The organism is Pontibacter rufus (genome assembly GCF_015694705.1).
In the GTDB taxonomy this organism is placed as follows: domain Bacteria; phylum Bacteroidota; class Bacteroidia; order Cytophagales; family Hymenobacteraceae; genus Pontibacter; species Pontibacter rufus.
The window spans coordinates 103,403-127,655 of sequence record NZ_JADQDR010000009.1 but is presented as its reverse complement, the minus strand read 5'-3'; the positions used below and the strand labels follow the sequence as shown (position 1 = coordinate 127,655).

At 49.0% G+C, this 24,253-nt stretch carries 24 protein-coding genes; 14 read left to right on the top strand and 10 right to left on the bottom strand.

The window, feature by feature from the left end:
- Positions 1-73: 73 nt before the first annotated feature.
- Positions 74-1,033, top strand: a complete 960-nt coding sequence (locus I2I11_RS15590) for a CvpA family protein (RefSeq protein ID WP_230680337.1) — start codon at positions 74-76, stop codon at positions 1,031-1,033.
- 24 nt (positions 1,034-1,057) lie between these two features.
- Here I2I11_RS15590 and I2I11_RS15585 read toward each other — a convergent pair whose 3' ends face one another.
- The 4 genes from I2I11_RS15585 to I2I11_RS15570 are packed head-to-tail and all read right to left on the bottom strand — an operon-like array spanning position 1,058 to position 3,615.
- Positions 1,058-1,909, bottom strand: a complete 852-nt coding sequence (locus I2I11_RS15585; RefSeq protein WP_196268661.1) for a hypothetical protein — start codon at positions 1,907-1,909, stop codon at positions 1,058-1,060.
- Positions 1,906-2,088, bottom strand: coding sequence for a hypothetical protein (locus I2I11_RS15580; RefSeq protein WP_196268660.1), 183 nt, complete (start codon positions 2,086-2,088; stop codon positions 1,906-1,908). The genes I2I11_RS15585 and I2I11_RS15580 overlap by 4 nt, the downstream gene beginning before the upstream one ends.
- Positions 2,085-3,170, bottom strand: a complete 1,086-nt coding sequence (locus I2I11_RS15575) for a toxic anion resistance protein (RefSeq protein WP_196268659.1) — start codon at positions 3,168-3,170, stop codon at positions 2,085-2,087. Before I2I11_RS15575 ends, I2I11_RS15580 begins: the two co-directional genes overlap by 4 nt.
- Positions 3,171-3,174: 4 nt before the next feature.
- A complete protein-coding gene (locus tag I2I11_RS15570) occupies positions 3,175-3,615 on the bottom strand; it encodes a hypothetical protein (RefSeq protein WP_196268658.1) in 441 nt (146 codons plus the stop codon).
- 204 nt (positions 3,616-3,819) lie between these two features.
- Here I2I11_RS15570 and I2I11_RS15565 point away from each other — a divergent pair, with 204 nt between their 5' ends.
- The gene (locus tag I2I11_RS15565; protein WP_196268657.1) at positions 3,820-4,596 is read left to right on the top strand and encodes an HNH endonuclease; all 777 of its coding nucleotides are present in this window, start codon (positions 3,820-3,822) and stop codon (positions 4,594-4,596) included.
- Positions 4,596-5,489, top strand: a complete 894-nt coding sequence (locus tag I2I11_RS15560) for a phosphorothioated DNA-binding restriction endonuclease (protein ID WP_196268656.1) — start codon at positions 4,596-4,598, stop codon at positions 5,487-5,489. The genes I2I11_RS15565 and I2I11_RS15560 overlap by 1 nt, the downstream gene beginning before the upstream one ends.
- Positions 5,490-5,593: 104 nt before the next feature.
- Here I2I11_RS15560 and I2I11_RS15555 read toward each other — a convergent pair whose 3' ends face one another.
- On the bottom strand, positions 5,594-6,997 hold the full coding sequence (locus tag I2I11_RS15555) for a S8 family peptidase (RefSeq protein ID WP_196268655.1): 1,404 nt from the start codon (positions 6,995-6,997) through the stop codon (positions 5,594-5,596).
- 515 nt (positions 6,998-7,512) lie between these two features.
- On the opposite strand from I2I11_RS15555, the gene I2I11_RS15550 reads away from it, so the two are divergent.
- The gene (locus tag I2I11_RS15550; protein WP_196268654.1) at positions 7,513-7,818 is read left to right on the top strand and encodes a hypothetical protein; all 306 of its coding nucleotides are present in this window, start codon (positions 7,513-7,515) and stop codon (positions 7,816-7,818) included.
- Between the two features lie 112 nt (positions 7,819-7,930).
- On the opposite strand, the gene I2I11_RS15545 is transcribed toward I2I11_RS15550, so the two are convergent.
- Positions 7,931-8,830, bottom strand: coding sequence for an aldo/keto reductase (locus I2I11_RS15545; RefSeq protein WP_230680336.1), 900 nt, complete (start codon positions 8,828-8,830; stop codon positions 7,931-7,933).
- 205 nt (positions 8,831-9,035) lie between these two features.
- On the opposite strand from I2I11_RS15545, the gene I2I11_RS15540 reads away from it, so the two are divergent.
- Together I2I11_RS15540 and I2I11_RS15535 are read left to right on the top strand one after the other, a co-directional pair.
- Positions 9,036-9,503, top strand: a complete 468-nt coding sequence (locus I2I11_RS15540; protein WP_196268653.1) for a MaoC family dehydratase — start codon at positions 9,036-9,038, stop codon at positions 9,501-9,503.
- A 436-nt stretch (positions 9,504-9,939) separates the two neighbouring features.
- Positions 9,940-11,433: a peptide MFS transporter gene (locus I2I11_RS15535; RefSeq protein ID WP_196268652.1), complete on the top strand. Its 1,494-nt coding sequence runs from the start codon at positions 9,940-9,942 to the stop codon at positions 11,431-11,433.
- A 31-nt stretch (positions 11,434-11,464) separates the two neighbouring features.
- Here I2I11_RS15535 and I2I11_RS15530 read toward each other — a convergent pair whose 3' ends face one another.
- Positions 11,465-12,202 carry an SDR family oxidoreductase gene (locus I2I11_RS15530; RefSeq protein ID WP_196268651.1) on the bottom strand — a complete coding sequence of 246 codons (738 nt, stop codon included), beginning with the start codon at positions 12,200-12,202 and terminating at the stop codon, positions 11,465-11,467.
- Between the two features lie 498 nt (positions 12,203-12,700).
- On the opposite strand from I2I11_RS15530, the gene I2I11_RS15525 reads away from it, so the two are divergent.
- From I2I11_RS15525 to I2I11_RS15495, 7 genes are all read left to right on the top strand, one after another.
- Positions 12,701-13,237: a hypothetical protein gene (locus I2I11_RS15525; RefSeq protein ID WP_196268650.1), complete on the top strand. Its 537-nt coding sequence runs from the start codon at positions 12,701-12,703 to the stop codon at positions 13,235-13,237.
- Between the two features lie 305 nt (positions 13,238-13,542).
- A complete protein-coding gene (locus I2I11_RS15520) occupies positions 13,543-14,565 on the top strand; it encodes a M4 family metallopeptidase (protein ID WP_230680335.1) in 1,023 nt (340 codons plus the stop codon).
- A gap of 35 nt (positions 14,566-14,600) precedes the next feature.
- Positions 14,601-14,921: a protealysin inhibitor emfourin gene (locus tag I2I11_RS15515; protein ID WP_196268648.1), complete on the top strand. Its 321-nt coding sequence runs from the start codon at positions 14,601-14,603 to the stop codon at positions 14,919-14,921.
- A 262-nt stretch (positions 14,922-15,183) separates the two neighbouring features.
- Positions 15,184-15,504 carry a hypothetical protein gene (locus I2I11_RS15510; protein WP_196268647.1) on the top strand — a complete coding sequence of 107 codons (321 nt, stop codon included), beginning with the start codon at positions 15,184-15,186 and terminating at the stop codon, positions 15,502-15,504.
- Positions 15,488-16,510 carry a hypothetical protein gene (locus I2I11_RS15505; RefSeq protein ID WP_196268646.1) on the top strand — a complete coding sequence of 341 codons (1,023 nt, stop codon included), beginning with the start codon at positions 15,488-15,490 and terminating at the stop codon, positions 16,508-16,510. Before I2I11_RS15510 ends, I2I11_RS15505 begins: the two co-directional genes overlap by 17 nt.
- Positions 16,511-16,852: 342 nt before the next feature.
- Positions 16,853-18,106: a metallophosphoesterase gene (locus tag I2I11_RS15500; RefSeq protein WP_196268645.1), complete on the top strand. Its 1,254-nt coding sequence runs from the start codon at positions 16,853-16,855 to the stop codon at positions 18,104-18,106.
- Between the two features lie 189 nt (positions 18,107-18,295).
- The gene (locus tag I2I11_RS15495; protein WP_230680334.1) at positions 18,296-18,835 is read left to right on the top strand and encodes a hypothetical protein; all 540 of its coding nucleotides are present in this window, start codon (positions 18,296-18,298) and stop codon (positions 18,833-18,835) included.
- Positions 18,836-18,875: 40 nt separating this feature from the next.
- On the opposite strand, the gene I2I11_RS15490 is transcribed toward I2I11_RS15495, so the two are convergent.
- Complete coding sequence (locus tag I2I11_RS15490) at positions 18,876-19,817, bottom strand: DNA adenine methylase (protein ID WP_196268644.1); 942 nt, start codon at positions 19,815-19,817, stop codon at positions 18,876-18,878.
- A 278-nt stretch (positions 19,818-20,095) separates the two neighbouring features.
- On the opposite strand from I2I11_RS15490, the gene I2I11_RS15485 reads away from it, so the two are divergent.
- Positions 20,096-21,382 (top strand): citrate synthase, encoded by a 1,287-nt coding sequence (locus tag I2I11_RS15485; RefSeq protein ID WP_196268643.1) that lies wholly within the window; start codon positions 20,096-20,098, stop codon positions 21,380-21,382.
- A gap of 250 nt (positions 21,383-21,632) precedes the next feature.
- Here I2I11_RS15485 and I2I11_RS15480 read toward each other — a convergent pair whose 3' ends face one another.
- Both I2I11_RS15480 and I2I11_RS15475 read right to left on the bottom strand, forming a co-directional pair.
- Positions 21,633-23,561, bottom strand: coding sequence for an OmpA family protein (locus tag I2I11_RS15480; RefSeq protein ID WP_196268642.1), 1,929 nt, complete (start codon positions 23,559-23,561; stop codon positions 21,633-21,635).
- Between the two features lie 6 nt (positions 23,562-23,567).
- The gene (locus I2I11_RS15475) at positions 23,568-24,221 is read right to left on the bottom strand and encodes a 7-carboxy-7-deazaguanine synthase QueE (protein WP_230680333.1); all 654 of its coding nucleotides are present in this window, start codon (positions 24,219-24,221) and stop codon (positions 23,568-23,570) included.
- Between the last annotated feature and the right edge of the window lie 32 nt (positions 24,222-24,253).

Below are 24,253 nucleotides of genomic sequence, written 5' to 3'. Positions count from 1 at the left end.
AATTGATGGACGCAAACAAGCTATATCTTCTCTATACTTCGTTAATACTTTAAACCATTCCTGCCGCATACGTATGATCAATTTCGTTGACATCCTGTTGCTCCTTATACTTCTGTCCAGTGTGTATACCGGCTGGAGGCGTGGCTTTATCCTGGCGATACTGGACCTGATCAGGTGGATGGGCAGCTTGTTTATCGGCTTCAGCCTCTACCCCTACATGGTTGGCCTGTTGCGAAATGTGGTTGACTGGAACGAGATGTGGTTGCTGCCCACATCGTTTTTTATCGTTACCATGCTGGCCAGCATCCTGCTGCATTACCTCGTAAAATTTATACTTTCCAGGTTATCAGTATCCATACATGCTCGAAAGCTGAACCAGGTGCTGGGCATACTTCCGGGCTTGCTGAACGGCGCCATCACAGCAGCGATTGTAGCTTTGTTACTCTATTACTTTCCCCTGCCCGAAAACCTACAGGCAAATGTACAAAACAGCAAACTGGTCAGCCGCCTTACCTCCGGTACAGATTTAATACAAACGGCACTGGCACCTGTATTTGAAAAGGCCTCGGAACAAGCCTTAACAAATCTTGCCGTTGAATCCGGAACCGAAACCACCATAGCGCTCCCTTACACGGTAGAAAATCCTACACCACAGCCAGATCTGGAGGCCCGAATGCTTGCCTTGATCAACCAGGAGCGAATCGGTAAAGGGCTGGAGCCGCTGCAAGCTGACACTGCCCTCAGAACCGTTGCTCGGCAGCACAGCACCGACATGTTCAGGCGCGGCTACTTTTCGCATTACTCCCCGGAAGGACAGGATGCAGCCGACCGGATAAGAGCGGCCGGTATCAGGTTTAAAACGGCAGGCGAAAACTTAGCGCTGGCGCCTACGCTGCCGATAGCACATAAAGGCCTGATGAATTCGCCCGGGCACAGGGCCAATATTTTACATAAACAGTTTACAAAGGTTGGTATAGGTGTGATGAAAGGAGGCCCGGGCAGGCTGATGATTACGCAGGAATTCAGAAACTGATGAAGTCCTCCGGCAGTCTTTTTCCTAAAGGTTACTCCTGTACGTTCGGACCGGAAACAGGCGGTCGTCTGACAGGCTCAAAGCATAGGTGGCGCCGTTCCAGTGTATCACCGGCACCATTTCTGCCGGTTGGTTTTGGTCAGAACCGGGTAAGTACACCAGGGCATTACCTACGTATACAAGGCCCTGTATGCCCAACTTGTCAGCAATATAGGTTAAAAAAATTTCTTTCTCCTCCTGCGTTGAGGTGAAACCAATCTCGTTGCTCGATGCCAGGCCGCCTGCTTTATCTTCCTTCAGGTAAACGATCCGGGCAAACGTGTTAATCGAGATTTGAGGCAGTTCAAGTGTTGTTACATCCATGGGAGTTTCCGGAGTTTCTGTAAAATCCTCCTCTTCTGTCTCCAGGTCTGGCCGGTACACCATCTGTACTTCCCTGCTGTTTATCCGGAAGGGACCTATTACCAATGTTCTACCCACCACATCTGCTTTACGCGCACGTGCCGGTTTTGGCCGGGGAACAGCTCTGGGCGTTGCTTCCTCCCCGGGCTGCTGCTGGTAGGCGTTTATGATGGCGGTAAAAGTATTCAGGAAATGGTCGGTGTGCTGCAGATGAAAGAGCTCCAGCGCGTGCCCTTTTTTCTGATTCAGCAGGTACTGGTGAATGCGCTTTGTTTTGTCATACACAGCCAGCAGCTTGTGCGCGTGCGGTGTGTTTTTGTAGCGGGTATACAGTTCCTGCAAGGCGGCCAGACGCCTGTTCGATTCGCTGAGATAAGGCAGTTCCTTCACATCTATGCTGTCGGGGCTGCCTGCCACGGTTCTGTTGCCGGTTACCCCGTTCAGCCCAAATAGCATCCGCAAAAGCTTTATCATTTACCTAATATCTTTTTAAGATGCTCCGTTTCTATTTCAACCTGCACTGCATCGGCTGCCTTTAGCTCTCGAAAGCTGACGTCCAGCTTTTCAATATACAAATCCAGAATAGCTTCCTGCTCGCGGGTCAGCAGGCGCCCGGAAGTCGCAGTATATCGTTCTTTCCTGTTCGCCATCATTCCATTTCAATTTGTTTCGACTTGCCGAAGGTGCCGATTATCTTGCTGTTTAGTTCTTCCTGCACCGCAGCCAGTTCTTTCACGGCTTCCAACCTTTTCTTGCTTCCTTCTTCCGATATTTTCAGTACGGCATCCAGCGTCTCCACCATATCGCGGTTTACTTTTTTCAGAGTGTCCACGTCCACTATGCCGCGTTCGTTTTCTTTGGCGGCATTTACCACATTGGTTTTCAGCAGCTGCGCGTTTTTGAGCAGCATCTCGTTGGTAGTGTCGGTTACTTTTTTCTGAATTTCCAATGCCTTGCGCTGCTTCTCCAGGCCAAGTGCAATGGCCACCTGCTGGCGCCATACAGGTATAACAGTTACAATGGAGTTCTGTATCTTCTGGGCCAGCACATCGTTTGTCGTCTGGATCATCCGGATCTGCGGCATCGACTGCGTGGCGATGGTATGGGAAAGCGTCAGGTCATGCACCTTTTTCTCCAGGCGGTCTTTAAAAGCTATCATGTCGCTGAGGCGCTGCACGGTCAGCTCATCCTGCCCGCTTTCTTCTACCTGGGTCTGCAGCTTCGGAATCATTTCGCTATCAATTTCCTCTATCTTCAGTTTACCGGCAGCAATTACGGCACGCACTTCATGGATGTATTCCACTGCCTGCTTAAACATTACTTCCAGGCTGGTCGAATCCTTCAGGATGCCTTGCCTTGTTTTTTCCAGCTTAATAACCACGTCATCCACATTCTCGGAAACGGAGTTATACTGGCTGGCAATGCGCTGTGACCGGTCTTTTATTTTCTTCACGAACGGCAGGCGGGAAAACATGCCTCCCTTTTCCTGTTCGTCTACCTTGATCATGTTTATCTGGGCCAGAAGCTCGTTAATGGCAGCACCTACATCGCCCGAGTCCTTTGCTTTTACCTTCGTCAGCAACTCGTTAGAGTAATAGCCCAGCTTGCGTTGCGTTTCCACCCCGAAGTTGGTGAGGCTTTCGGGTTTGTCCGGATCTATGGTTTTCGAGAGGTCGAGAACTCTTTGCTGTTGCAGCTCTTTGTCCTGTGTTAGCGGCGCGTTAGTTTCTTCCATGGTTTTACGATCCAAATTGTTGCTTGTGCAGATCATCCAGCGCGCCCAGATGCTTTTTGAGGTTCTCGTGGCGCTCTGTTTTTTCGTACCATTCAATATCGGTTAAAGGCAGGTAATCTCCTAATAAATCGCGCACTTCCCGCAGCAAGGCCTCTCCTTTCCTGGTTCTGAAAGCCGGATTTTTATAGTAAGCGCTGAGAAAATCTACTTTTACCTGCCCGCCGCTGGTTACGGCCAGTTCCCTTACTTCCACTACCAGCTCCGACGACTGGTTCTGCTCTGTAACGATGGTGCGGTACACACCTTTGTTTTCTTCTTTCAGCGCAGCTACAGCGGTGCTCCGAGCCTCCTGTATGGCCTGCCGCAGGCGGAGGTTTGGTTTTATAAAATGACCAAACATGTAACCCAATAATACTCCTATAACGAATACCCAGAAAATTATCATATGTGATGTTCTTTTATCCCAGAAGATTGATTTTAATTCCCTATACGCGGAACAGGCCTATCCAGTCGGGTTATACCCAGTACTTTGCAAACCTGGGAGGTTTTATAACTACCGGGTTTCTTTTTCCGAAATGAATTCATCAGACATATATAAATTTCAGTACCTTATGCTCTGTTTCAGTAATGAATGCCTTCTATCTTAAAAATGAAGCAAGGTCAGAATCTTTGGACTAGAGAAGAGTTAATTTTAGCTATTAATTTATACTGCAGGCTTTCCTTTGGGAAACTTCACAGAAATACTTCTGAAGTAATTCATTTAGCTCAACTGATAGGTAGAACACCAAGCTCTGTTGCTTATAAACTTGTCAACTTTGCCAGCCTAGATCCTAGTTTGCAGGCACGAGGAATAAAAGGGGCTCAAAATACAAGTAAGTTAGATAAGGAAATCTGGAACGAGTTTTATCTAAATTGGGATAAGTTGCCCTACGAAAGTGAAAAGCTACGAGCATCTTTTGAACATACTACTATTGAAGTAATAAATAATATTGATGAAGCAGAGTTGCCGAGAGAAGGAAAAACGAGAGAGCAGATGGTGAAGGTAAGAGTTAATCAAAACTTTTTCAGGCGTACTATTCTTGCTGCTTATAATTATACTTGTTGTATAACAGGTCTGCAAAATGCTTCTTTATTGATTGCAGGGCATATAAAACCATGGGGTATAGATGAAAGCAATCGTCTAAATCCAAGAAACGGAATAGCAATTAATGCTTTACATGACAAAGCATTTGAGACAGGCCTTCTTACTATTACTCCAGACTATAAGATTCGAATTTCTCCCTCTCTTAAAGAACAGAAGAAGAGTATAGAAACGATGCGAGAATATTTCTTTAAATACGATAAGAAAGAAATAATTTTACCTTCTAAATTTTTGCCTGATAGAGAATTCTTAGAATACCATAATAACGAAAGATTTATTTCCTGATGCCCGACCAAGACCTTCTTTCCCGATTCCAAAACATCAACACCTGGAAGAGCAAAGGCATACGTGCGCCGCATAAGCCGCTGCTGATGTTGCTGGCTTTAGGAGAGATACAGAGAGGAAACACAGGTTTTATACCTTACACAAGTATAGAACCAAAGTTGAAGGAACTTCTACTTGATTTCGGGCATCCAAGGAGCAATGTTCGGCCTTTTTATCCATTTACAAGGTTATCTAATGATGGGATTTGGATATTTAATAAGCCCTTCCAAATAAATTCGGCAGGTGATGCAAGCCCAAGAGAGCTCCGGAATAATAATATCAAAGGCAAATTCCCGGATGAAGTCACACAACAGCTAAAGCAAAGCCCCGAACAGCTCAGAAGTATAGCCGAGTTGCTGCTGGAGCAAAATTTCCCGGAAACGCTGCACCAGGACATCCTGGATGCTGTTGGCCTGGATATTACGACCAATTCATCCGGCAGTGCTCTCAGGCAGGTAAAAAAGCGGGACCCGCTTTTCAGGGAAAGTATACTTAAAGCTTACGAATACCAATGTGCCGTTTGCGGTTTTGGCGTTCGGCTAAGACATAAAATACTGGCGCTGGAGGCTGCACACATTATGTGGCATCAGGCTGGCGGCCCTGATGTGGAAGTAAATGGTTTAGCCCTCTGCGCCACCCACCACAAACTATTCGACTTGGGTGCATTTACGATAAATGCCGATCTCAGAATGCTGGTTTCGGATGAGGTAAATGGCCTGGGCGCAACGGAATGGCTGCTGCAGCATCACGGCAAGTCCATCAAACCGCCTCAAAAGAAAGCGTTTTACCCTGATCCGGAATTCACGGTCTGGCATGTAAACGAGGTATTTAAAGGCGGCTACCGGGATTTATAGCTTTCCTGAACCAGGTATAAAGCCTTTGCCCTTTCATAAAAAAGCCGTCCCGGATTTACCCGGAACGGCTTTTATTACTTGTATGGCTTGCCGCCAAAACTGCTTTAAAATCCGCTCAGGTTCAGCCGGCCACCGGACACGCACTTGCCGGACAGCGAAGACGTTGGAATGGCGCTGCTCATGAGGGCCGCTTTGATGGTGGCGGCTGTCGCGCCGGGGTGCCTGGACGCATACAGGGCCACACCTCCGGTTACGTGTGGCGCAGCCATAGACGTACCGCTGTAAGATGAGTAGGTTTTGTAAGCCGTTGTGGAGTAAATACCAGAGCCCGGCGCGCCGATATCCACCGTTTTAGCGCCATAGTTTGAGAAAGAAGATTTAGTGCCCGAAGACGTAATGGCCGCTACGGCAATCACGTTCGGCAGATCGATGCCGGATGGATAGCTCGCCACAGCGTCGTTGTTATCACCGGCATTGTCGCTGCCGCCATTGCCTGCTGCTGCCACAAACAAGATTTCTTTGCTGTTGGCCCGCTTTACGGCATCGTACAGCGCCTGCGAATAGCCGCCCCCGCCCCAGGAGTTGTTGCTGGCCACAATGTTCATGCCATGGCGGGTTTTCAGGTCTGTCAGGTAGTCTACTGCTTTCACCGCGTTGGCCGTTGTGCCGCCGTCGCGGCCCATGAACTTACAGGAAATCATGGTTACCTTCCAGTTAATGCCCACTACGCCGCTTCCGTTGCTTCTAGCGCCGATGGTACCGGCTACATGCGTGCCGTGATCATCCAGGTTTCCGGTGGTACCGCCGTCATACACGCCGCAGTTGTTGCCGTCGAAGTCCCAGCCATGCACATCATCCACGTAGCCATTCCCGTCGTTATCCAGGCCATCAAACGGATCATAGGGGTTTGTCCATACCTGCCCGGAAAGATCCGGGTGCGTATACTGAAATCCTTCATCAATGATACCCACCACCACCGAGGCCGCGCCCGTGTGCCCTGCTGCCCATGCCGTAGCAGCCCCGCTGCCATACTTGTTAGCCGGCTTCGTGCGGCTGCCATACATACCCCACAAAGAGCCTTTGGTGTAATAGGTGTCTGTGGATGTAGCACAATGCTGATAGATATAGTTGGGCTCGGCGAACTCTATTTCGGCGGCGCCTTTCATTTTACCGATTGCTTCCAGCGCGGCCATAGGTGTATGCACTAGCACCCAGCCTTCCCTGTCGCCGAAGCGCTCCATCATTTTTGTCAAAATCTTTTCCTTTACATGGCCGCCGATATGGGCGAGTGCCGCAGCCCTGCCCTTTTCCGAAGCGCCTGCTTTAAATTTTATCAGCACTTCGTTTGGCACAAAGTTTTGCTTTGCTCCTGCTGCCTGCATTTCCTGCGATGCTGCCAGAGGCTGTTCCTCTAAAAACTCTTCTTTCTCGCAGCCTGTAAGTATAGCGGCAGAAAAAATAACCACTGCGGCAGCGACTTTACCCGTTTTGATAAAAATTTGCTTCATATACATAATGTTTAGGGTGGAGGAAATTATAGTTATTAAAAGGCTGCATCATTTATTCCGGCCAGGAAATACGGCTGAAAGCAGCACCTGCAGCCCGGGCCGGCGCTGACGCAATTCAGTGATTTATTGTTGATACAGAAACGGATAAGGAGAAAGGCAGCTTTAAAATCGATGATGAACCAACAGCAGTACCGCAGCATCCGGAGATGCAGGTAAAAAAACAATCCTGGCGGAAACCTTTTGCCTGTTCCTGAAACAAGCCAGATGGTTCAGCCGGTGTTAACGGGGTTTCATCGGGGTTATTTTCCGGTAAAGTGAGTGGCAGTACCGGCTTTACCAAATGCTTCTTCCGCTGTTTTTATCTGGAAAAGCGAAAAAGCGCCTGCGGCATATTTTGCCTGAATACAGTACGCGCTGTGTAGCGGCGGGTTGCTCGCTACGACAACTAATTTTGCAGGTAAGATAGTTCTGAAACACCTTATCCTGCGTAGTATAAATTTTAAACTTATTTAACCATGACGAAGCAGTCGCAATATACCGGCATTGCAAGAGAAGCATTCAGCCATTACCTGGATAATACATCAGACCTGGATACCCTTATTGAGCGGCTACGGGAAATAGAACTGCAAATCCTGTCGGATGACGAAGATGAAACCAGCAGCGGTATATGGTTCCGCTTCTTTGAAGGTGATACCATGAAAACCACTATCCGCGATATTGAAAAAGACCTGAGTGCACCTTCCCATCCCAACTATAATATTCTGATGCAGGGCATTGCGTTCGGCCTTCAAACCAACGAGTTGGAAGTACATTATACTTAATTTTAGGGAACGGTGCAGCGGTTTATCGCAACGCAAAGAAGAAATGTTATACCTAGTAAAGCACCTTGTCCCGCCATAAAGCATTTTATCTGAAATCCTGAAGCCTTACTTCCTACCGATGCTGCTCATACTTGTTTGCAGGCAGTACGCTTTGCAGCGTCTTTATTTCCTCACCGGTAAGCGCTGCCGCATTGGCTGCCAGCAGCGCATCGTCTAATTGTTCCGCTGTCCGGATACCCAGGATGGCTGCGCTGATGGCCGGATGATGTAGGGCAAACTGAACCGCCACCTCAGCTGCTTTGCGTGTTGTGCCCGCTATAGCCTGTACGGCATCGGCAGCTTTCCGGACTTCCGCTGAAGTATAACCCAGGTAAGGTTTGGCAGGTTTACCCGCCAGCAGCCCCTGCGCCAGCCCCCCGCGGACCAGTACGCCAATGTTGTGCTGCTGCAGCAGATCCAGTATGGTTTCCTCCGGCCGCCTGTCCAGCAAGCTGTACTGCATCATTACACTTACAATGCCGGAGCGCTTTACGTATTCCCGTATTACGTTCGGCCTGATGGAGGAAATGCCGTAGTAACGAATCTTTCCCTGTTGCTGCAGCAGTTCAAAAGCCTCAATGGTTTCATCTATCGGATCATCCATGGTGCCGCCATGCAGCTGGTACAGGTCGATGTAATCTGTCTGGAGGCGCTGCAGGCTTTTCTCTACCGCCTGCAGGATGTAGGCCTTGCCTGGGTTCCAGTCCCAGCCGCTTCCATCCTGCCGCCACTGGTTACCTACTTTGGTGGCAATCAGCACCTGATCGCGCATGCCGCTGAATGCTTTGCCCACTGTAATTTCGTTCTCGCCTTTCTGATACAAATCGGCCGTATCAAAAAAGTTGATGCCTTTGTCTAAAGCACGGTGCAGCAACCGGGCATTGGCTGCGTGGCCGCCATCCAGCGACATGCACCCGAAGCTTATCCGGCTTACTGCTACATCTGATTTGCCCAGCAGGTTATACTTCATCATTGGATAAGATTTTGTTTGCTATAAACTACTCCCTTTAAGTATGATGGTTGCGATTTCTGTTGCGGTATCATCCGGAAGCCGGCGCGAAAGACCATGTATTCTCCTGAATTCCGGTAAACTTTGCGTAAGTATAAATTTCCTCCTTATATTAACAGCATCGCTTGTAAGAACCATCGACAGCGCCATACACCGACAACAAACCGCCATGAGCAAATTAACGATTAAGAGCCTGGAAGAGCTTGAGCAATACGAAGGCACGGAAATGGGCATTTCGGATTACCACACCATTACCCAAACACAAATTAACCTGTTTGCAGATGCTACCCTGGATCACCAGTGGATTCATGTGGATGCGGAAAGAGCTGCAACGGAGTCGCCCTTCGGCAGCACCATCGCGCACGGCTACCTCACGGTGTCGCTCCTGCCCTACCTGTGGTCGCAGATTGCGTCTATCGAAAACCTGAAGATGCAGGTCAACTATGAGATCGAGAGCCTCCGCTTCAACCAGGCTGTCGCCGTAAACAGCGACGTGCGCCTGCGGGCCAAACTGCTCTCCGTAAAAAACCTGCGCGGCATTGCCAAGGCCCGCCTGGAAGTAACCCTGGAAATTAAAGACAGCAAAAAGCCTGCTTATACCGGCATCATCACCTTCCTGTATCATTTCAACGGGTAAATTATACTTCCTGACAGAAACCCTGCAGGTTTTAAAACCTGCAGGGTTTCTGTCAGGAAGGCTTAGCGCCGTTATTGGTATCATCACTAATAACTTAAGTAAACATATAGAATAACTGATGCTACGCAAAAGCAATAATGCCTTCTGTTTATAAATTTGCTGAGAAAGTTCCCCTTCGGGTAGGTGGATAACCATTAGCTGAGCTATACTTGCGTTCGTTCTGTTTTGTATCTGCATTTATACTTACACAAACTGAAAGCCTGACTGATGCCCACAGAAGTAAATCATCCCCCTACCCCCTTCAAAGGGGGACAAAAATATAATAGTGCTTAACATCCGAGAAATAAAGCTGGTTTATACTTTCAGAATAACGATTTATATCCTTGCCAACCGCATACCTGTACTGCATAAAAACCTTACTGCATAAAAGCCCCTTATGGATTTAACAGATACCAAAGCCCCGGAAGCGCCTGTGTCTGCCGGTCATCCCCGGCAGTTATACATCCTGTTTTTTGCCGAAATGTGGGAGCGCTTCTCCTTTTATGGCATGAAGGCGCTGTTGCTGGCTTATATGGTGACGCAACTGAAGTTTGATGAACCGAAAGGCTATGCCATACTTGGCTCCTATGCCGCCCTGGTATACACCATGCCGCTGTTTGGCGGGATTATGGCCGACCGGTTTCTGGGTTATCGCAGAGCCATTATGTTCGGCGGCATCCTGATGGCTATCGGGCACCTGGTACTGGCAATTCCGCAGGGCTGGAGCTTCTTTTTCGGGATGGCTTTTATTATTTGCGGCAATGGTTTCTTTAAGCCTAATATCTCCAGCCTGGTGGGTACTTTGTACGCTGACAATGATCCGCGCAAGGACAGCGCCTTTTCCATCTTTTACATGGGCATCAACATCGGGGCAGCTTTGGGAGGGCTGCTTTGCGGGTACGTGGGGCAACAGATAAACTGGCACTATGGCTTCGGGCTGGCAGGCATTTTCATGATTGCGGGCCTCGTGGTTTTTTCTTTCGGCAGAAAGTCGTTTCAGCACCGCGGGCTGCCGCCCGATGCCAATGCCCTGAAAAAGCCTTTATTTGCCGGCATTCCCACCGAAGCATTTATTTACGGCGGCACGCTGTTGTTAGTGCCTGTTATTGTCGCCCTGTTTCACAGTTACGAACTGATGGATTACATTATGTTCGGACTGGGCGCGATCTCCATTACTTACATTCTGTTTATTGCTTTTCAGCTGGACAAGGACGCGCGGAACAAGCTGTTTGCCGCCCTGGTACTGATTATCTTTTCGACATTGTTCTGGGCTTTTTACGAGCAGAATGCCGGCTCGCTCAACCTGTTTGCCATGCGCAATGTAGACATGGAGGTAGCCGGAGCACAACTACCAGCCCTGTCGGTCAACAACTTTCTACCGCCGGCCTGGGTAATCGTGCTCAGCTTCTTTTTTGCCCGGCTCTGGCCCGCTCTTAACAAAAGAGGTCTGGAGCCTTCCACTCCTTTAAAGTTCGGATTTTCATTTATACTTCTGGGTATCGGCTTCTGTGTGTTTTATGCGGCCTGCCGCCTCGGAGCTGATTCCGGCCTGATATCGCTGCCTGCCTTTATACTGGGTTATTTCTTTATTATTTGCGGTGAACTCTGTATTTCCCCTATTGGTCTGTCGATGATTACGAAGCTTTCTCCTGCCAAGATAGTATCGATGATGATGGGTATCTGGTTTTTCGCCAGTGCTATCGGCGAATTCTTGGCCGGTAAAATTGGCGCTTTGATGAGCGTACCAAGAAGCGTTGTGGACAACCCTATCCTTTCGCTGCCCTACTATGCCGATATCATCAGCAAAATTGGCATCTATTCTATCTGCATCGGCGTCGTGTTAATTTGCCTGGTACCACTTATCCGGAAACTGATGAGCGATGTGCGGTAAGGCTCCATTGATCCCGTAGCCGCAAGCACCACTACCGGTTATTTATCTGCCGGAACATTGCATCCAGTTCTTCACGGGAGGCTTTACGTGCTCTTTCGGAGGAACCGTAGCCGATTTCTATACTTCCGTTCACAAGATCATTCACCACCGAATCAGCAAAATCCTGGAGCGGGGCGCCAAAAGTATGAAGCCCCGGCCCGCCTAAATCTGTCTGCACGGCTGGTGGCGCTATTTCCAGTACCCGGATGTTGGTTTGGGCAAGCTGGTGCCGCAGCGACAGCGTAAAAGAATGCAGGGCCGCTTTGGTAGCACTGTACACGGGCGCAAAAGCCGCCGGGGCAAAGGCCAGTCCGGAAGTGATGTTCAGAATGGCGGCCTCCTGCTGCTGGCGGAAGTATGGAACAAAGAGCGCGCAGAGGTGCACGGGCGCTTCGAAGTTAATGGCAATCTCCTGCTGCTGGCTGCGCCACTCCTCCTGGTCGTCGGTAAAAGAAAACCGGCGCTGGATACCGGCATTGTTCACCAGCATGTTTACCTCCGGGTAATTTTGCGTTACCCACTCGTACAAAGCAATCCGATCTGCTTCCTGGGCCACATCGCAAACCTTTATGCCGAGTGCCGGATACTGTTGTTTTGCTTCCTGCAGTTTGTCTTCCCGGCGGCCACACACGATAACTTTACTGCCGGCCTGCATAAAACGTGCGGCCAGAGCCAATCCGATGCCTGAGGCACCGCCTGTTACTAAAATAGTTTTATTCGCTAAGTTCATAGTCAGAGTTAAGATGCTGAAGTATAAAAGGCATGCTGTCTGCCTGTTTATACTTGGTGCGGTTCCCGGAAGATTCAGCTATTTTGTATAAGGAACAGCGGCTTTGTGTATGCTGCCCGTATTAGCTGCGAATTGAGTACAGGTATGCTTAGGTGCTGGTGCGCGCTTACAGCTCGCACCTCCTTAAATGCAGCGGTAAACGGCTGAAGTAACAGCAGCAAACAGCAGCAAAGTATGCGATTCAGAAGAATAAAGGAAGAGTTAACCAAGTACGAGCTGCAAGCGCGCACCAGCAGGATACGCTTTCGTTTCCCCCTACAAGATGAGCTTTGAATGGGAATGCTCAATACGAATAGTAATTCCCCTGCCTGATTTGCCCAAGGGAGGGGCTTTCTTAGACATCGCAACAGTTCAGATTAAGTATATAATGTTCTGTTTTGTGAAAGTACTGGTTATATTTACAATAGTATCGGTAATGGCTTTTAACAAGTTAAGTTTATGGAAAACAACTATAAATTACTCCTGATTATCCCTGTTCTTATGCTTGCATTGGCAACTTACCTCCTGCTATCGGGCGAGAGGTTGCTGAGACACGCACCTGCGCCTGATACTATGACAGCCCCAAGCAAAAGCCTTAGTACTGCACAATACAACAAACGCACGGCTGATACGCTGAGTGACAATTTGAAGAGCAACCGCGAGTCTGCTTATCCTTACTTCCTGCTGGGGGCAGGGCTGCTGGTGGCGCTTATTGTTTTGCCGAAGCTTAGCGAGCTTTCCTTTTCACCTACCAATGGCATCACACTTAAAGTGTTGCAGAAGGAAGTAAAGGCAGCCCTCGATGAGGCAAAAACAACGGCCAAAAATATCGAGATAAAAACCAGTCAGGTTATACTTCCGGATGCTCAAAAATCGCTGATGGCTACCCCCACAGACATAAGTCATGAACTTACCGCTCTTAATGAAAGTACCGCCAGGTTAAATGCCTACGCCGACCTGCTGGAAAAGCTCATAGAGAAGAAAGGCAGGCCATAAGGCGGCACAACCTGAAATTTGGATACGGATTTTACCCCGTCAGCCTTAACCAAACGTGCTGAAATGAGTAATGTATTTTATGAGTACTGGCGGGCGCCTACATTATTTTTACATCATCCCAGATATAAAAGCAGGATTACGCAAGTATGAACAGGTAACCGCTTAAAGTATAAGATCTTTATCCTTTTAACTACCCGGCCGCGTTTGCCATACTTTACTTTGATTACATCAAAAGCATAACCTATAGAAATATGTGCCATACCCACCACCGACATTCTATCTTCTGTATACTACCTCCTTACCTATTGCGCGCTATAGCGGAGAACGGCGACAAAGCGGCACGCAACATGGCTCTGGAAGCGCTGGGCAGCGACATGACCTTCCGGAATTTACGCTCTGTGCCTAATCTCCACCTGGAAGTAATCCGCAAAAGGCCTTTTTCCTTCATGTCGGCCGGCGAAAAGCAGCGGACTATTTACACGGCCAATAACGAACAGGCCCTTCCGGGTGTGGTGGTGCGTGCCGAAGGAAGCCCGGCCACCTGCGAACCGGCTGTGGACGAAGCATATGATGGCTTGGGCGCTACCTACGATTTCTTCTGGGATGTATTTAAACGCAACTCCATTGACGACGAAGGAATGCCGCTGAACGGCACGGTTCATTTCGGAACCAATTACTCGAATGCTTTCTGGGACGGGCAACGCATGGTGTTCGGCGACGGCGACGGCGAAATATTCAACCGCTTTACCATTGCGCTGGATGTTATTGCGCACGAACTGACACACGGCGTAACCGAAGACGAAGCCCAGCTTATCTATACAGGGCAATCAGGAGCGCTCAACGAGTCGATTTCGGATGTTTTTGGCGCTCTGATAAAACAATATACCCTTAAGCAAACGGCCGATCAGGCAGACTGGCTTATCGGGAGCGGTATTTTTACGGATAAAATCAAGAGCGGCGGCGATCATCCGGCAGCCATCCGATCAATGCAGGCGCCGGGCACTGCCTACGATGATCCTGTGCTGGGCAAAGATCCGCAGCCTGCACACATGGATGCCTTTGTGAACACTTTTGAGGACAACGGCGGCGTACATATTAATTCCGGCATTCCGAACCATGCTTTTTACCTCGCCGCCATAAATATAGGCGGCAATGCCTGGGAGAAAGCCGGGCGTGTCTGGTACCAAACGTTGCTCGACCCTGCGCTGAAGCCCAACACCAAGTTTCAGCGTTTTGCTGAGCTGACCATCGAAAACGCCAAGCGCTTTGAAGTAGAAGCCCAGGTGCGGGATGCCTGGCAACAGGTGGGTATTACACCCCCCAGCTAACGAATCCGTATGCATAAGATCATACACCACATATTATGAAAGTTATTTTTAAACCCGAAGGAGGATTTGGTTTTTTCCCGGGGCTGAACAAACCACTGGAGTTAAGCTGCGACAACCTGCCTGAACCGGAAGCGCACCATTTGCAGGAACTGCTGAATGATGCCTGCTTTTTTGATCTGCCAAGCCAGTCACCCGAAAGCAGTCGCGGCGCAGACCAGAAACATTATACCATACAGGTAGAAGACAACGGGCAGGCGCACAGTGTGGCCTTTTCGGATACGGATGCCAACGCAGCCCTGCAAAACCTGGTCAGCTACCTGAGTAAAAAACAGCAGGAATCCCGCTCAGGTTTATAACGATTGGATGGTACTGTACGGGCGCAGGCATACTCTTTCTGCTTTTCATTATCTTGGGCAGCAGATACTTCCTTGTGTATTTTCTACAACAAAAGAATTCAATCACAGACATTTTCAGCAGGAACCTTGATGATCTAAATATGATCTTTCCTGTCAGCGAATGAGGTCCCGGCAAGCAGTGGGCTCACTTAATTACGCGGAGCAGCAGAATGCGGTATCGCAACCACTTTTTATCTTTCTACCTGTGCATTTTATTTAACCTATGGCGAAAACATATAAAATCAGTGTGGAGTTAACCACAGAGGCAACGCTCCAGTTGTTCAGGTTAGAAGGCTTTGCAATTGCTCTGGTCCGCACCCTGGACAACGTTTACCGGATTTCCCTGCAGGACTTCCCTATCGAAGACGAGCTGGATTTTTATGTGCACTGCACCGGCTGGAACAAAACGCCCTGGAGCTTAAAGATTTTTATAGATGACAAAGATATTACGCCTGAGCCTATACGGGGCGAAATAGAAAAGGGCTATTCTGCGGTCAGGGGTTCTATCAACTTTCAACAAGATCAGCATGAACAAACAGTATAAGTTTTCCGGTTTCCTGGTTTTACTGCTGCTAACTGCGCTGAGCAGGCAAGGTTATGCCCAGACATTTAAGCCTATTTTTGAAGACGCCGACGGCAGAACATCCATCATTGCTCCCCTGGGCTACCTGGGTATAAACACCGAAAACAGCAGCATCCAGTTTCAGTATTTCATGTCCAAATCAGCTGGGGCAGATCCGGATGATGCGCTGCTGCTAAAACGCAACCGCTTTTACTGGGGTGTAAAGGTAGCGGGTTCGGCAGCAGGCGGCGTATCTACCATCTTTAACTATGGCAATTTTACTCCTGGCACTTCGGCCAGCCTTTTTCTGGGGCACCGCTCTTTGCTTTTCCAGGCGCTGGATAAAAACGGCGAACCTGTTCTGTATGGCAGCAACCAGATAGCCATAGAGGATTGGCTGACCTTGCGGTTGGGTGGCGAAATAGCAAACTACACTTTGTATGATGCCGCCAGGCCTTTCGACGAGCAGATTTATTCCGAACAGTTCAGAGGCCACATCGCGCAGCTAACTTACAATGTTTTAATCGGCGGCGCTACCTCTGTCGGAGTTTCGTGGGATGTATCGAAAGTTAATAACATCGATGCGCTGTCGCCTGTTAAATTTACGCAGCAAACTATTCTGCCAGGCCCCAGTGGGCAGACAACACGCATTTTTGAGCGGGAAGTAAATGCTTTTTCCGGCGCCTACCAGACTTCCATCGTCAATACTTATGGCGTGGATGCAGTGCGGTATGTTACGCCGGCCTCAGAACTCAATTATGCCTTTCATGTATTTGGCCGCCTTAAACACACCACTGACATCAAACCAGTTTACGAGGCTGGCGCAGGATTCTATTTATTTCCGAAAGGCAAAGTAGCTGGCGGCGTGTTTCTCCAGACCAGCGACCTGACCAATGCTGTTTCGGAAACGCCGGATTTTGCCAAAAGACTAGATCTGGGACTTACGGTTAAGCTGCTGCTCCCTGGTTTAGGCGTACCAAACCCCTAAGTTATTCTAACAGATAATAGAAGGCTTTTTATACTTGCACCGGCCGGCACAAGTATAAAAAGCCTTCAGTAATTTTATTGCACCGCAGCAGGTGGACAGGCCTGAAATTCTTTATCAGCAGCCTATTGCCGGAACAGCATAAACCCCATTCCGGCTCATACCACATTATCCCATACCTTATATTGGCGTCTGAAAAAGCAGCAAAAACCACTTTTAGCCTGCCAGACTTTAAGGAAACGTCAGCGGAAATGTTATCAGAAATTAAAAATTTATACATGCCAGCTTCATGCTAATCCACCTACCTTTGTACTTAACCCGAACTTACAATATCAACTTATCTGCATGCAGCGCCTCATTTTAATCCTGGGCATTTTGTCCTTTCTGATGGACTGGTACGCTTTTCAAGGCGTTAAACGGCTTACGGCCAGGTGGCAGTCATCGCGGTGGCGCTTTGTTGTTTACTGGGCTTACTGGTTTTTCTTTATCGGTTTTATCATCGGCTTCAGCTTAGCCCTGTACCTGCGTTTTTCTTCCGACCATACTTCCGGTTTCACGCAGTGGGCCATCAACGCTTTTCTCACTTTGTTTGTAACCAAACTGGTCTTTATACTGGTGCTGTTTGCCGAGGACATTTACCGCGTTGTGGCAGCAGCCTTCCGCTTCCTGCAACCCCGCAGGAGCGCTGCCGCACGGAAGCCACTGCTGCCTGCCCGCCGGAAGTTTGTAAGCCAGGCGGCCCTTGTTTTAGCCGGCATACCATTCGCGGCATTCGTGTACGGCATCGTAAAAGGCAAGTATGATTATACCGTACACCGCCATACTTTATACTTTGATGATCTGCCGGAAGCATTCGACGGCTTTACCATTACGCAGCTTTCGGACATCCACTCCGGCAGCTTTGATGATGCCGAAGCTGTGCAGCGTGGTGTTGAACTGGCTCAGGCGCAGAAGTCCGACCTGTTTGTTTTCACCGGCGACCTGGTAAACGACTATGCTTCAGAAATTGTACCCTGGCTAGATCATTTCAGCAAGCTTCGTGCACCTTACGGGCAATTCTCAATACTGGGCAACCATGATTACGGCATGTATGTAGACTGGCCCAGCGAAGCGGCGCAGGAAGCGAATCTCGATCGGCTGAAACAGCATCACAAGGAATTGGGTTACCGCCTGCTGCTGGATGAGCATGTTACCATTGAGAAAGATGGCCAACAGTTGGCGTTACTGGGTGTAGAGAACTGGGGCACCGGATTTATACAGCGGGGTGACCTTAACAAAGCTTTGCTGGGGGTAGATGAAAAGGCCTTCAAAATATTGCTCTCGCATGATCCCTCGCACTTTGAGGAAATTGTGAAACAACATCCTACCCACATACATCTCACATTGTCGGGCCATACACATGGCATGCAGATGGGCATAGAAACGCCGCTCGTCAGGTGGAGCCCGGCGCAGTACAGATACAAAAACTGGGCGGGTCTGGCACAGGAAAATAACAGGCGGCTGTACGTGAACCGCGGCTTCGGCTTTCTGGGTTTCTCTGGCAGGGTGGGCATCTGGCCCGAAATAACTGTATTGGAGCTACGGAAAAGAAAAGCTTAACCAGACTCATCAAAATCATAGCAAAAAGATCAGACTGATACACGGAGAACAAGTATAAACTTGTAATAACCAACGTATAAAGCTGACCGTGGCTGCTGATAAAATAAACTCTATCCTCGGTAGCTTAACATAAAATCACAACTACTGGTTATACTATACTAATGTTTTGATACTTATGCCTGTTTACGTATGGCTGCTGATAATGTAAATAATGCTGCGCTCAGGAAGTATGCCATGTCAGCGGCCTCAGCTGTTGCCACGCAGGCAGCGCTTGCCGTAGAGGCCTTTCTGCGTCAGCATCCGGCAACCTTAAAAGTAGTAAATGTTGAAGAAAATCCGGCTTACCAGGCCAGGGACATTGATTTGCTGTGGCAGTTTTCGCACAAAGGCACGATAAAAGAAGTTTCCATTGAAATAAAAGGCGACAGGTGGCACAAGACCGGAAACTACTTTTTTGAAACCATCAGCAACGAAGACAAAGGCACCCCCGGATGCTTTCTGTACACGGAGGCAAACTACATCTACTATTATTTTGTGGAGGAAAAGGAGCTGCATGTTCTGCCCATGCCGGCTACCCGGAACTGGTTTTTACAGCATCTGCATGAATTTAAGGAGCGCAAAACCTCTACGCCTGTTGCCAATGGAAACTCCTACATAACAGTTGGCCGCCTGGTACCCCGAAAGCGTGTGCAGGCAGAAGTGCCGCATGTGCGGGTACTGCAGCTGTAGCATTAAGTCTACGTCATGCCATTCTCCTGACGAACTCAGGTTAAGGTTTACTGTTCACGTGCAGCACGTCGTCGTTGGAAATAAGCAGCTCAAAAACCGCTCCTCTCCCACTGCCCTTTGCATTTATGGCTCTTTTGGCTTTCACCTGCTCGATGTTGTACCCCTTGTATAACTCCTGGAAAAAGCCGTTTCCCTCGCTGTCGCTGTTGTCGGAGTTGCTTTGCACAAAGTAGGCGCCGCCGGCATTTACTTTGTCACAAAAAGCTTTTAGCCGCTCCTGGTCTGCATCGCCAAAGCCTTCTTTGGCATAGGCGTTGAAGGAGGAGGTTGCGCTGATAGGTTTATAAGGCGGATCGAGGTAAAAGAAAGTATCCGGCGCTATTAAAGCTTCCATTTCGCTGAAGTCAGTGTTCAGGATTTCTACTTTCTGCAGCGCTTCGCTGTTGGCCAGGATAACGGGTGCATTACAGATAGTCGGGTTGGCATACCTGCCGAAAGGCACGTTGAAATTTCCTTTGGCATTAACCCGGTACAGGCCGTTAAAGCAGGTCTTATTCAGAAACAGCAGCAGTGCGCTTTTTTGCACGGCATCGCCGGCCAGCGCATTAAAGGCAGTGCGTTTCTCCAGGAAAAAAGCTTTCCTGTCATCTTCCGAAGTATACGTAAAGTAATCCTTTTCCAGCGCACTCAGTTCCTTAATCAGCTCCTGAGGGTTATACCTGATGGTACGGTAACAGTCGGCTAAAACAGGGTTCACATCGTTTATCGTTGCCTGCCGGATATGGCGGCCATACTTGCGGAGCATGAAGAACAGCACCGCGCCGCTTCCCACAAAAGGCTCCACAAACTGAATAGTTTCCTTGCTGCGCAGCAATTGTTGCACTTTGGTTTCGATAGCAGGCAGTAATTGTGTTTTTCCTCCTGCCCATTTCAGAAATGGTTTTATACCGGCCGCACTTTCTTTACTGGCTGCTGTTGTCATGCTGCAAAAGTACGCATTCGCACCCATATACAGCTAATGGTACAGCAGAATACCTATGTCCGACTGGCACAGCCTCCGCAGTGGCACAGGCTTTGGGCAGCGGCTGCCGGCGAAACCTTTTCACCTGCCAACGGTTAAATAACTAACGTGCTGCGGACGCAAAACCGGTGCCTTAGGTTATTTGATGATTAAACGCTGCAGCACTTTTCATTTTAGTACATTTTATATAATTTCGCTTCAATAAGAGACACAACAACAGACATAAACAAAACATACGCATGTCAGACTTCGCTGAATTTATATTAGAAGGGAAATCCTATAAGTACCCCATAGTGGTAGGCACAGAAGACGAAAAAGCAATCGATATTTCTACCCTGCGTGCTGATAGTGGTTTTATTACGTTAGATCCCGGTTATAAAAATACTGGCGCAACCAAGAGCGCTATCACTTTTCTGGACGGCGAACAAGGCATACTTCGTTACAGAGGTTACCCCATTGAACAACTGGCTGCCAATTCAAGTTTTATAGAAGTAGCTTTCCTGCTTATCTATGGCACTTTGCCCACGCAGCAGGAACTGGATGAGTTTAGCAACAAAATAACCCTGCACACGCTCGTAAACGAGGATATGCGCAAAATTCTGGATGGCTTTCCGTCTACAGCGCATCCGATGGGCATTCTGGCAGCGCTGGTTAGCTCCCTTACCGCCTTCTACCCCGAGTCGCTCAATCCCAACCAGTCTAAGGAAGAGGTTGATTTGTCTATCGTGCGTTTGATAGCTAAAATTTCGACGATAGCTGCCTGGTCTTACAAAAACTCTGTGGGCCATCCGGTAAACTATCCGAAAAACAACCTTGATTACTGCTCCAATTTTCTGCAGATGATGTTTGCTTTTCCTACCGAGAACTATGAAGTGAACCCGGTAGTAGTGGATACGCTGAACAAACTGCTGATTCTGCATGCCGATCATGAGCAGAACTGCTCCACGTCTACCGTACGCCTGGTAGGTTCTGCCAACGCCAGCCTGTACTCGTCTGTTTCTGCCGGCATCAGTGCGCTGTGGGGCCCGCTGCACGGCGGTGCCAACCAGGCTGTGATAGAGATGCTGGAAGAAATCAAAAAAGATGGCGGCGACTCAAAGAAATTCATCGCCAAAGCGAAAGATAAAAACGATCCGTTCCGCCTGATGGGCTTCGGCCACCGGGTATATAAAAACTTTGATCCGCGCGCCAAAATCATCAAAAAAGCAGCAGATGATGTGCTCACAGCCCTGGGGATAAAAGATCCAATCCTGGACATCGCCAAAGAACTGGAAGCTGCTGCCCTGACCGACCAGTATTTTATAGATCGCAAGCTGTACCCGAATGTGGACTTTTACTCTGGTATTATCTACCGTGCCCTGGGAATCCCGACCGATATGTTTACGGTGATGTTTGCCCTCGGCCGCCTGCCTGGCTGGGTTGCCCAATGGAAGGAAATGCGCGAGAACAAGGAGCCAATCGGACGACCGCGCCAGGTATATGTGGGCGAAACCGAACGCGATTACGTTCCTATAGAGAACAGGTAAGTAAATTTGAAAATTTGAAGATGTATAAATTCGAAGACGGCGCTCTGGTCATCAGCACTTTGCTGAATAAAAGAACATCTTTCTGATTTGTCTCTCTTAAGTATAAACAGGAAAGGCTGGTTATTAAACCAGCCTTTCCTGTTTTATTGAATTTATAACTTGTACAGCTTCCGGTTTATACTTGCGGAATGCTACATCACAGTTCAGCCTTTGCAACACCTCCACGATAAACGAACAACGACAAACGAACCTACAGCACCTGCATCTCAATACGGCGGTTCAGCTGCCGGTTCTCGTCTGAAGTATTGGGTTTCAGAGGTTTGCTTTCGCCATAGCCTTTGTAGCGGATGCGGTTTTTGCTGATACCATGGCCTGTCAAGTATTCCGCCACAGCTTTGGCGCGCTTTTCCGATAACTCCATGTTGTCCTTTCCCGAGCCCACATCGTCCGTATGCCCGGATATTTCGATTCGGATATTCTTGTCCTGCTGCATAAAAGCAATCAACTTGTCCAGCTCCGTCTTCGACTTCCGCTCCAACGTATACTGGCCCGTGCCGAAGAAAAGGTTGTTGAGCACCACTGCGGCGCCTGCCTTCAATGGCTCCAGGTATATATCCAGGGCAACGGGCGTTAAGGCTTTTGACGAAGTATAATCAAAGCTCAGGCTGTTCATCAGGTATCCGGGTGTGCTCACATAAAAAGCATATTGCCTGCCTTCTGTCAGCACCACGGTATACTCACCTGTTATTTTATCAGAATTAACCTGCTGCACCAGCGAGTCTGCCTCCGTATCGTAAAGCTGTACCTGGGCCGCAACTGATTTTTTGGTGCCGGCATCCAGCACCCTGCCTTGCGCAAAGGTACTGCTGGCACTGCTCCTCCATTCCTCTGGCACCTCAAATTGATAGAGTTTAATAGTTGCTGATCCCGTACCCGTTGTTTCCTGGCGGGAATAGTAACCCATTTTATTATCTGGGGTGATAAAAAGAGACCCTTCGTCTTCCTGCGTATTAAGCGGATAACCCAGGTTTTCGGGCGCTGACCACTGGTTGCCGGCTCCTCTGTCAGCTTTAAAAATATCCAGGCCGCCCATGCCCGTATGGCCGTCGCTTACGAAGTATAAAGCAGCGCCGCTTGCATGTATAGACGGCGCCATGTCGCGGCCGGTGGAATTAACAGATGCGCCGAGGTTCACAGATTTTTGCCAGGAACCGTCATCGTTGCGCTGCGTTACCCAAATATCTTCTTTGCCTACCCCTCCACCGCGTGTGGAACTGAAGTATAAAATACGGCCGTCGGCCGAAAGACTTGGCTGCGAGTCCCAGGCTTTGGAATTAACGGTATTGCCCATATTTACCGGCTTGCTCCAGTCGTTGCCCGTTCTGAAAGAGATGTACAGGTCGCAATCGCCCTGACTGTCGGAGCGGCTGCAGGAAGTAAAAACAAGGCTTTTGCCGTCTCCGGAAATCGTAGCCGCGCCCTCGTTAGCCGGGGAGTTGATGGCATCCGAAATAGAAACTGGCGCTTGCCAAGCACCATCTTTGCGCTGGCTGATGAAGATATTTTCGTCCTGCTCCGGTTTTGATCCCGCACGCGCGGTGTAGATAAAAAAGCGCTGATCGGCAGTAGTATAGGGAAAATACTGCAACTGAAAACTGTTGATGCTGGCCGGCAGGGGAACAGGGCTGAAGTTAACAGGGTGCTGCATGGCCTCAAGAGCAAAGTCAATGGATTGCTGCTGCTGCCGTGCCCTTGCAACAAGATTCGGTTTCCTGGAGCCTGCTTTCAGAAAATCACTGTACCTGGCTTTTGCCTGCTCGTAAGCGCCGCGATCAAAGTATAACTCGGCCAGATCAAAATAGTAGGGAGCCAGCGCAGGACTGTAGGGCAACAGTTGCAATCCTTTTTTCAGGTTCTCGAACACAGCAGCCTTGTGGCCCATCATCTTGTGCAGGCTGGCCGCCTTCAGGTACGCTTCTGCAAAACCCGGGTCTTTGGCTACTGCATCGGCCAGGCTTTCCAGCGCCTTATCGAAATCCCGCGCTTTTGCGTACTCGTCAGCTTTATAGTATAAGCGCTCCGCTTTGGATGAGCTGGTGCTTAATGCCTTGGTCTGAGCAAAGCTGGCCGAATTGATGCCGAGTGTGAGGAAGAAAATGGCAAAGAGCAGTTTATACATAAGGCCTTACGGAATATCCATGTACTTGTGCGTTTGCAGCGACACACGCCATTTCGGATTATTTTTAACGTATGCAACAATCAAAGGCATTATCTCAGATGCTTTGCTCCACTCAGGCTGCAAGTATAAGTTGGTATCTCCGCTCACGCGGGCAGCATGTTCCTCGGCCCAGGCAAAGTCGCTTTTGTTAAAAATTATCACTTTCAGCTCATGTGCAAAAGGGTAAACCGAAGCATCCGGGGCTTTAAACTTTTTAGGAGACAGGCAAATCCAGTCCCATTCGCCACTAAGCGGGTACGCACCGGAGGTTTCTATAAAAGTCCGGATGCCCTGCGCCTGCAACGCCGTGGTCAGCGGATTAAGATTATAGAGCAGGGGTTCACCTCCTGTTATCACCACGGCTTTGCCCGGAAATGCAGCGGCAGCTGTTACAATTTCCTCTACTGGCGTGAGCGGATGTAATGCAGCATCCCAACTCTCCTTCACATCGCACCAGTGGCAGCCCACATCGCAGCCGCCCAGCCTGATAAAGTAGGCGGCTGTACCGGTGTTAGCGCCTTCGCCCTGAATAGTATAAAAGGCCTCCATCAGCGGCAGCATGCTACCGTCTTTGGGTACAGTATGGATAGAGGCCGTTTCGTATTTTTTTGTTATTTCCAAAATTCTAATTTCACGGCCATACTTTAAAAGTA

What these genes read in the sequence shown, in the direction of transcription:
- I2I11_RS15590 (WP_230680337.1), top strand. Translation starts at nt 74, where the DNA reads ATGATCAATTTCGTTGACATCCTGTTGCTCCTTATACTTCTGTCCAGT.
- I2I11_RS15585 (WP_196268661.1), bottom strand. Translation starts at nt 1,909, where the DNA reads ATGATAAAGCTTTTGCGGATGCTATTTGGGCTGAACGGGGTAACCGGC.
- I2I11_RS15580 (WP_196268660.1), bottom strand. Translation starts at nt 2,088, where the DNA reads ATGATGGCGAACAGGAAAGAACGATATACTGCGACTTCCGGGCGCCTG.
- I2I11_RS15575 (WP_196268659.1), bottom strand. Translation starts at nt 3,170, where the DNA reads ATGGAAGAAACTAACGCGCCGCTAACACAGGACAAAGAGCTGCAACAG.
- I2I11_RS15570 (WP_196268658.1), bottom strand. Translation starts at nt 3,615, where the DNA reads ATGATAATTTTCTGGGTATTCGTTATAGGAGTATTATTGGGTTACATG.
- I2I11_RS15565 (WP_196268657.1), top strand. Translation starts at nt 3,820, where the DNA reads ATGAAGCAAGGTCAGAATCTTTGGACTAGAGAAGAGTTAATTTTAGCT.
- I2I11_RS15560 (WP_196268656.1), top strand. Translation starts at nt 4,596, where the DNA reads ATGCCCGACCAAGACCTTCTTTCCCGATTCCAAAACATCAACACCTGG.
- I2I11_RS15555 (WP_196268655.1), bottom strand. Translation starts at nt 6,997, where the DNA reads ATGAAGCAAATTTTTATCAAAACGGGTAAAGTCGCTGCCGCAGTGGTT.
- I2I11_RS15550 (WP_196268654.1), top strand. Translation starts at nt 7,513, where the DNA reads ATGACGAAGCAGTCGCAATATACCGGCATTGCAAGAGAAGCATTCAGC.
- I2I11_RS15545 (WP_230680336.1), bottom strand. Translation starts at nt 8,830, where the DNA reads ATGATGAAGTATAACCTGCTGGGCAAATCAGATGTAGCAGTAAGCCGG.
- I2I11_RS15540 (WP_196268653.1), top strand. Translation starts at nt 9,036, where the DNA reads ATGAGCAAATTAACGATTAAGAGCCTGGAAGAGCTTGAGCAATACGAA.
- I2I11_RS15535 (WP_196268652.1), top strand. Translation starts at nt 9,940, where the DNA reads ATGGATTTAACAGATACCAAAGCCCCGGAAGCGCCTGTGTCTGCCGGT.
- I2I11_RS15530 (WP_196268651.1), bottom strand. Translation starts at nt 12,202, where the DNA reads ATGAACTTAGCGAATAAAACTATTTTAGTAACAGGCGGTGCCTCAGGC.
- I2I11_RS15525 (WP_196268650.1), top strand. Translation starts at nt 12,701, where the DNA reads ATGGAAAACAACTATAAATTACTCCTGATTATCCCTGTTCTTATGCTT.
- I2I11_RS15515 (WP_196268648.1), top strand. Translation starts at nt 14,601, where the DNA reads ATGAAAGTTATTTTTAAACCCGAAGGAGGATTTGGTTTTTTCCCGGGG.
- I2I11_RS15510 (WP_196268647.1), top strand. Translation starts at nt 15,184, where the DNA reads ATGGCGAAAACATATAAAATCAGTGTGGAGTTAACCACAGAGGCAACG.
- I2I11_RS15505 (WP_196268646.1), top strand. Translation starts at nt 15,488, where the DNA reads ATGAACAAACAGTATAAGTTTTCCGGTTTCCTGGTTTTACTGCTGCTA.
- I2I11_RS15500 (WP_196268645.1), top strand. Translation starts at nt 16,853, where the DNA reads ATGCAGCGCCTCATTTTAATCCTGGGCATTTTGTCCTTTCTGATGGAC.
- I2I11_RS15495 (WP_230680334.1), top strand. Translation starts at nt 18,296, where the DNA reads ATGGCTGCTGATAATGTAAATAATGCTGCGCTCAGGAAGTATGCCATG.
- I2I11_RS15490 (WP_196268644.1), bottom strand. Translation starts at nt 19,817, where the DNA reads ATGACAACAGCAGCCAGTAAAGAAAGTGCGGCCGGTATAAAACCATTT.
- I2I11_RS15485 (WP_196268643.1), top strand. Translation starts at nt 20,096, where the DNA reads ATGTCAGACTTCGCTGAATTTATATTAGAAGGGAAATCCTATAAGTAC.
- I2I11_RS15480 (WP_196268642.1), bottom strand. Translation starts at nt 23,561, where the DNA reads ATGTATAAACTGCTCTTTGCCATTTTCTTCCTCACACTCGGCATCAAT.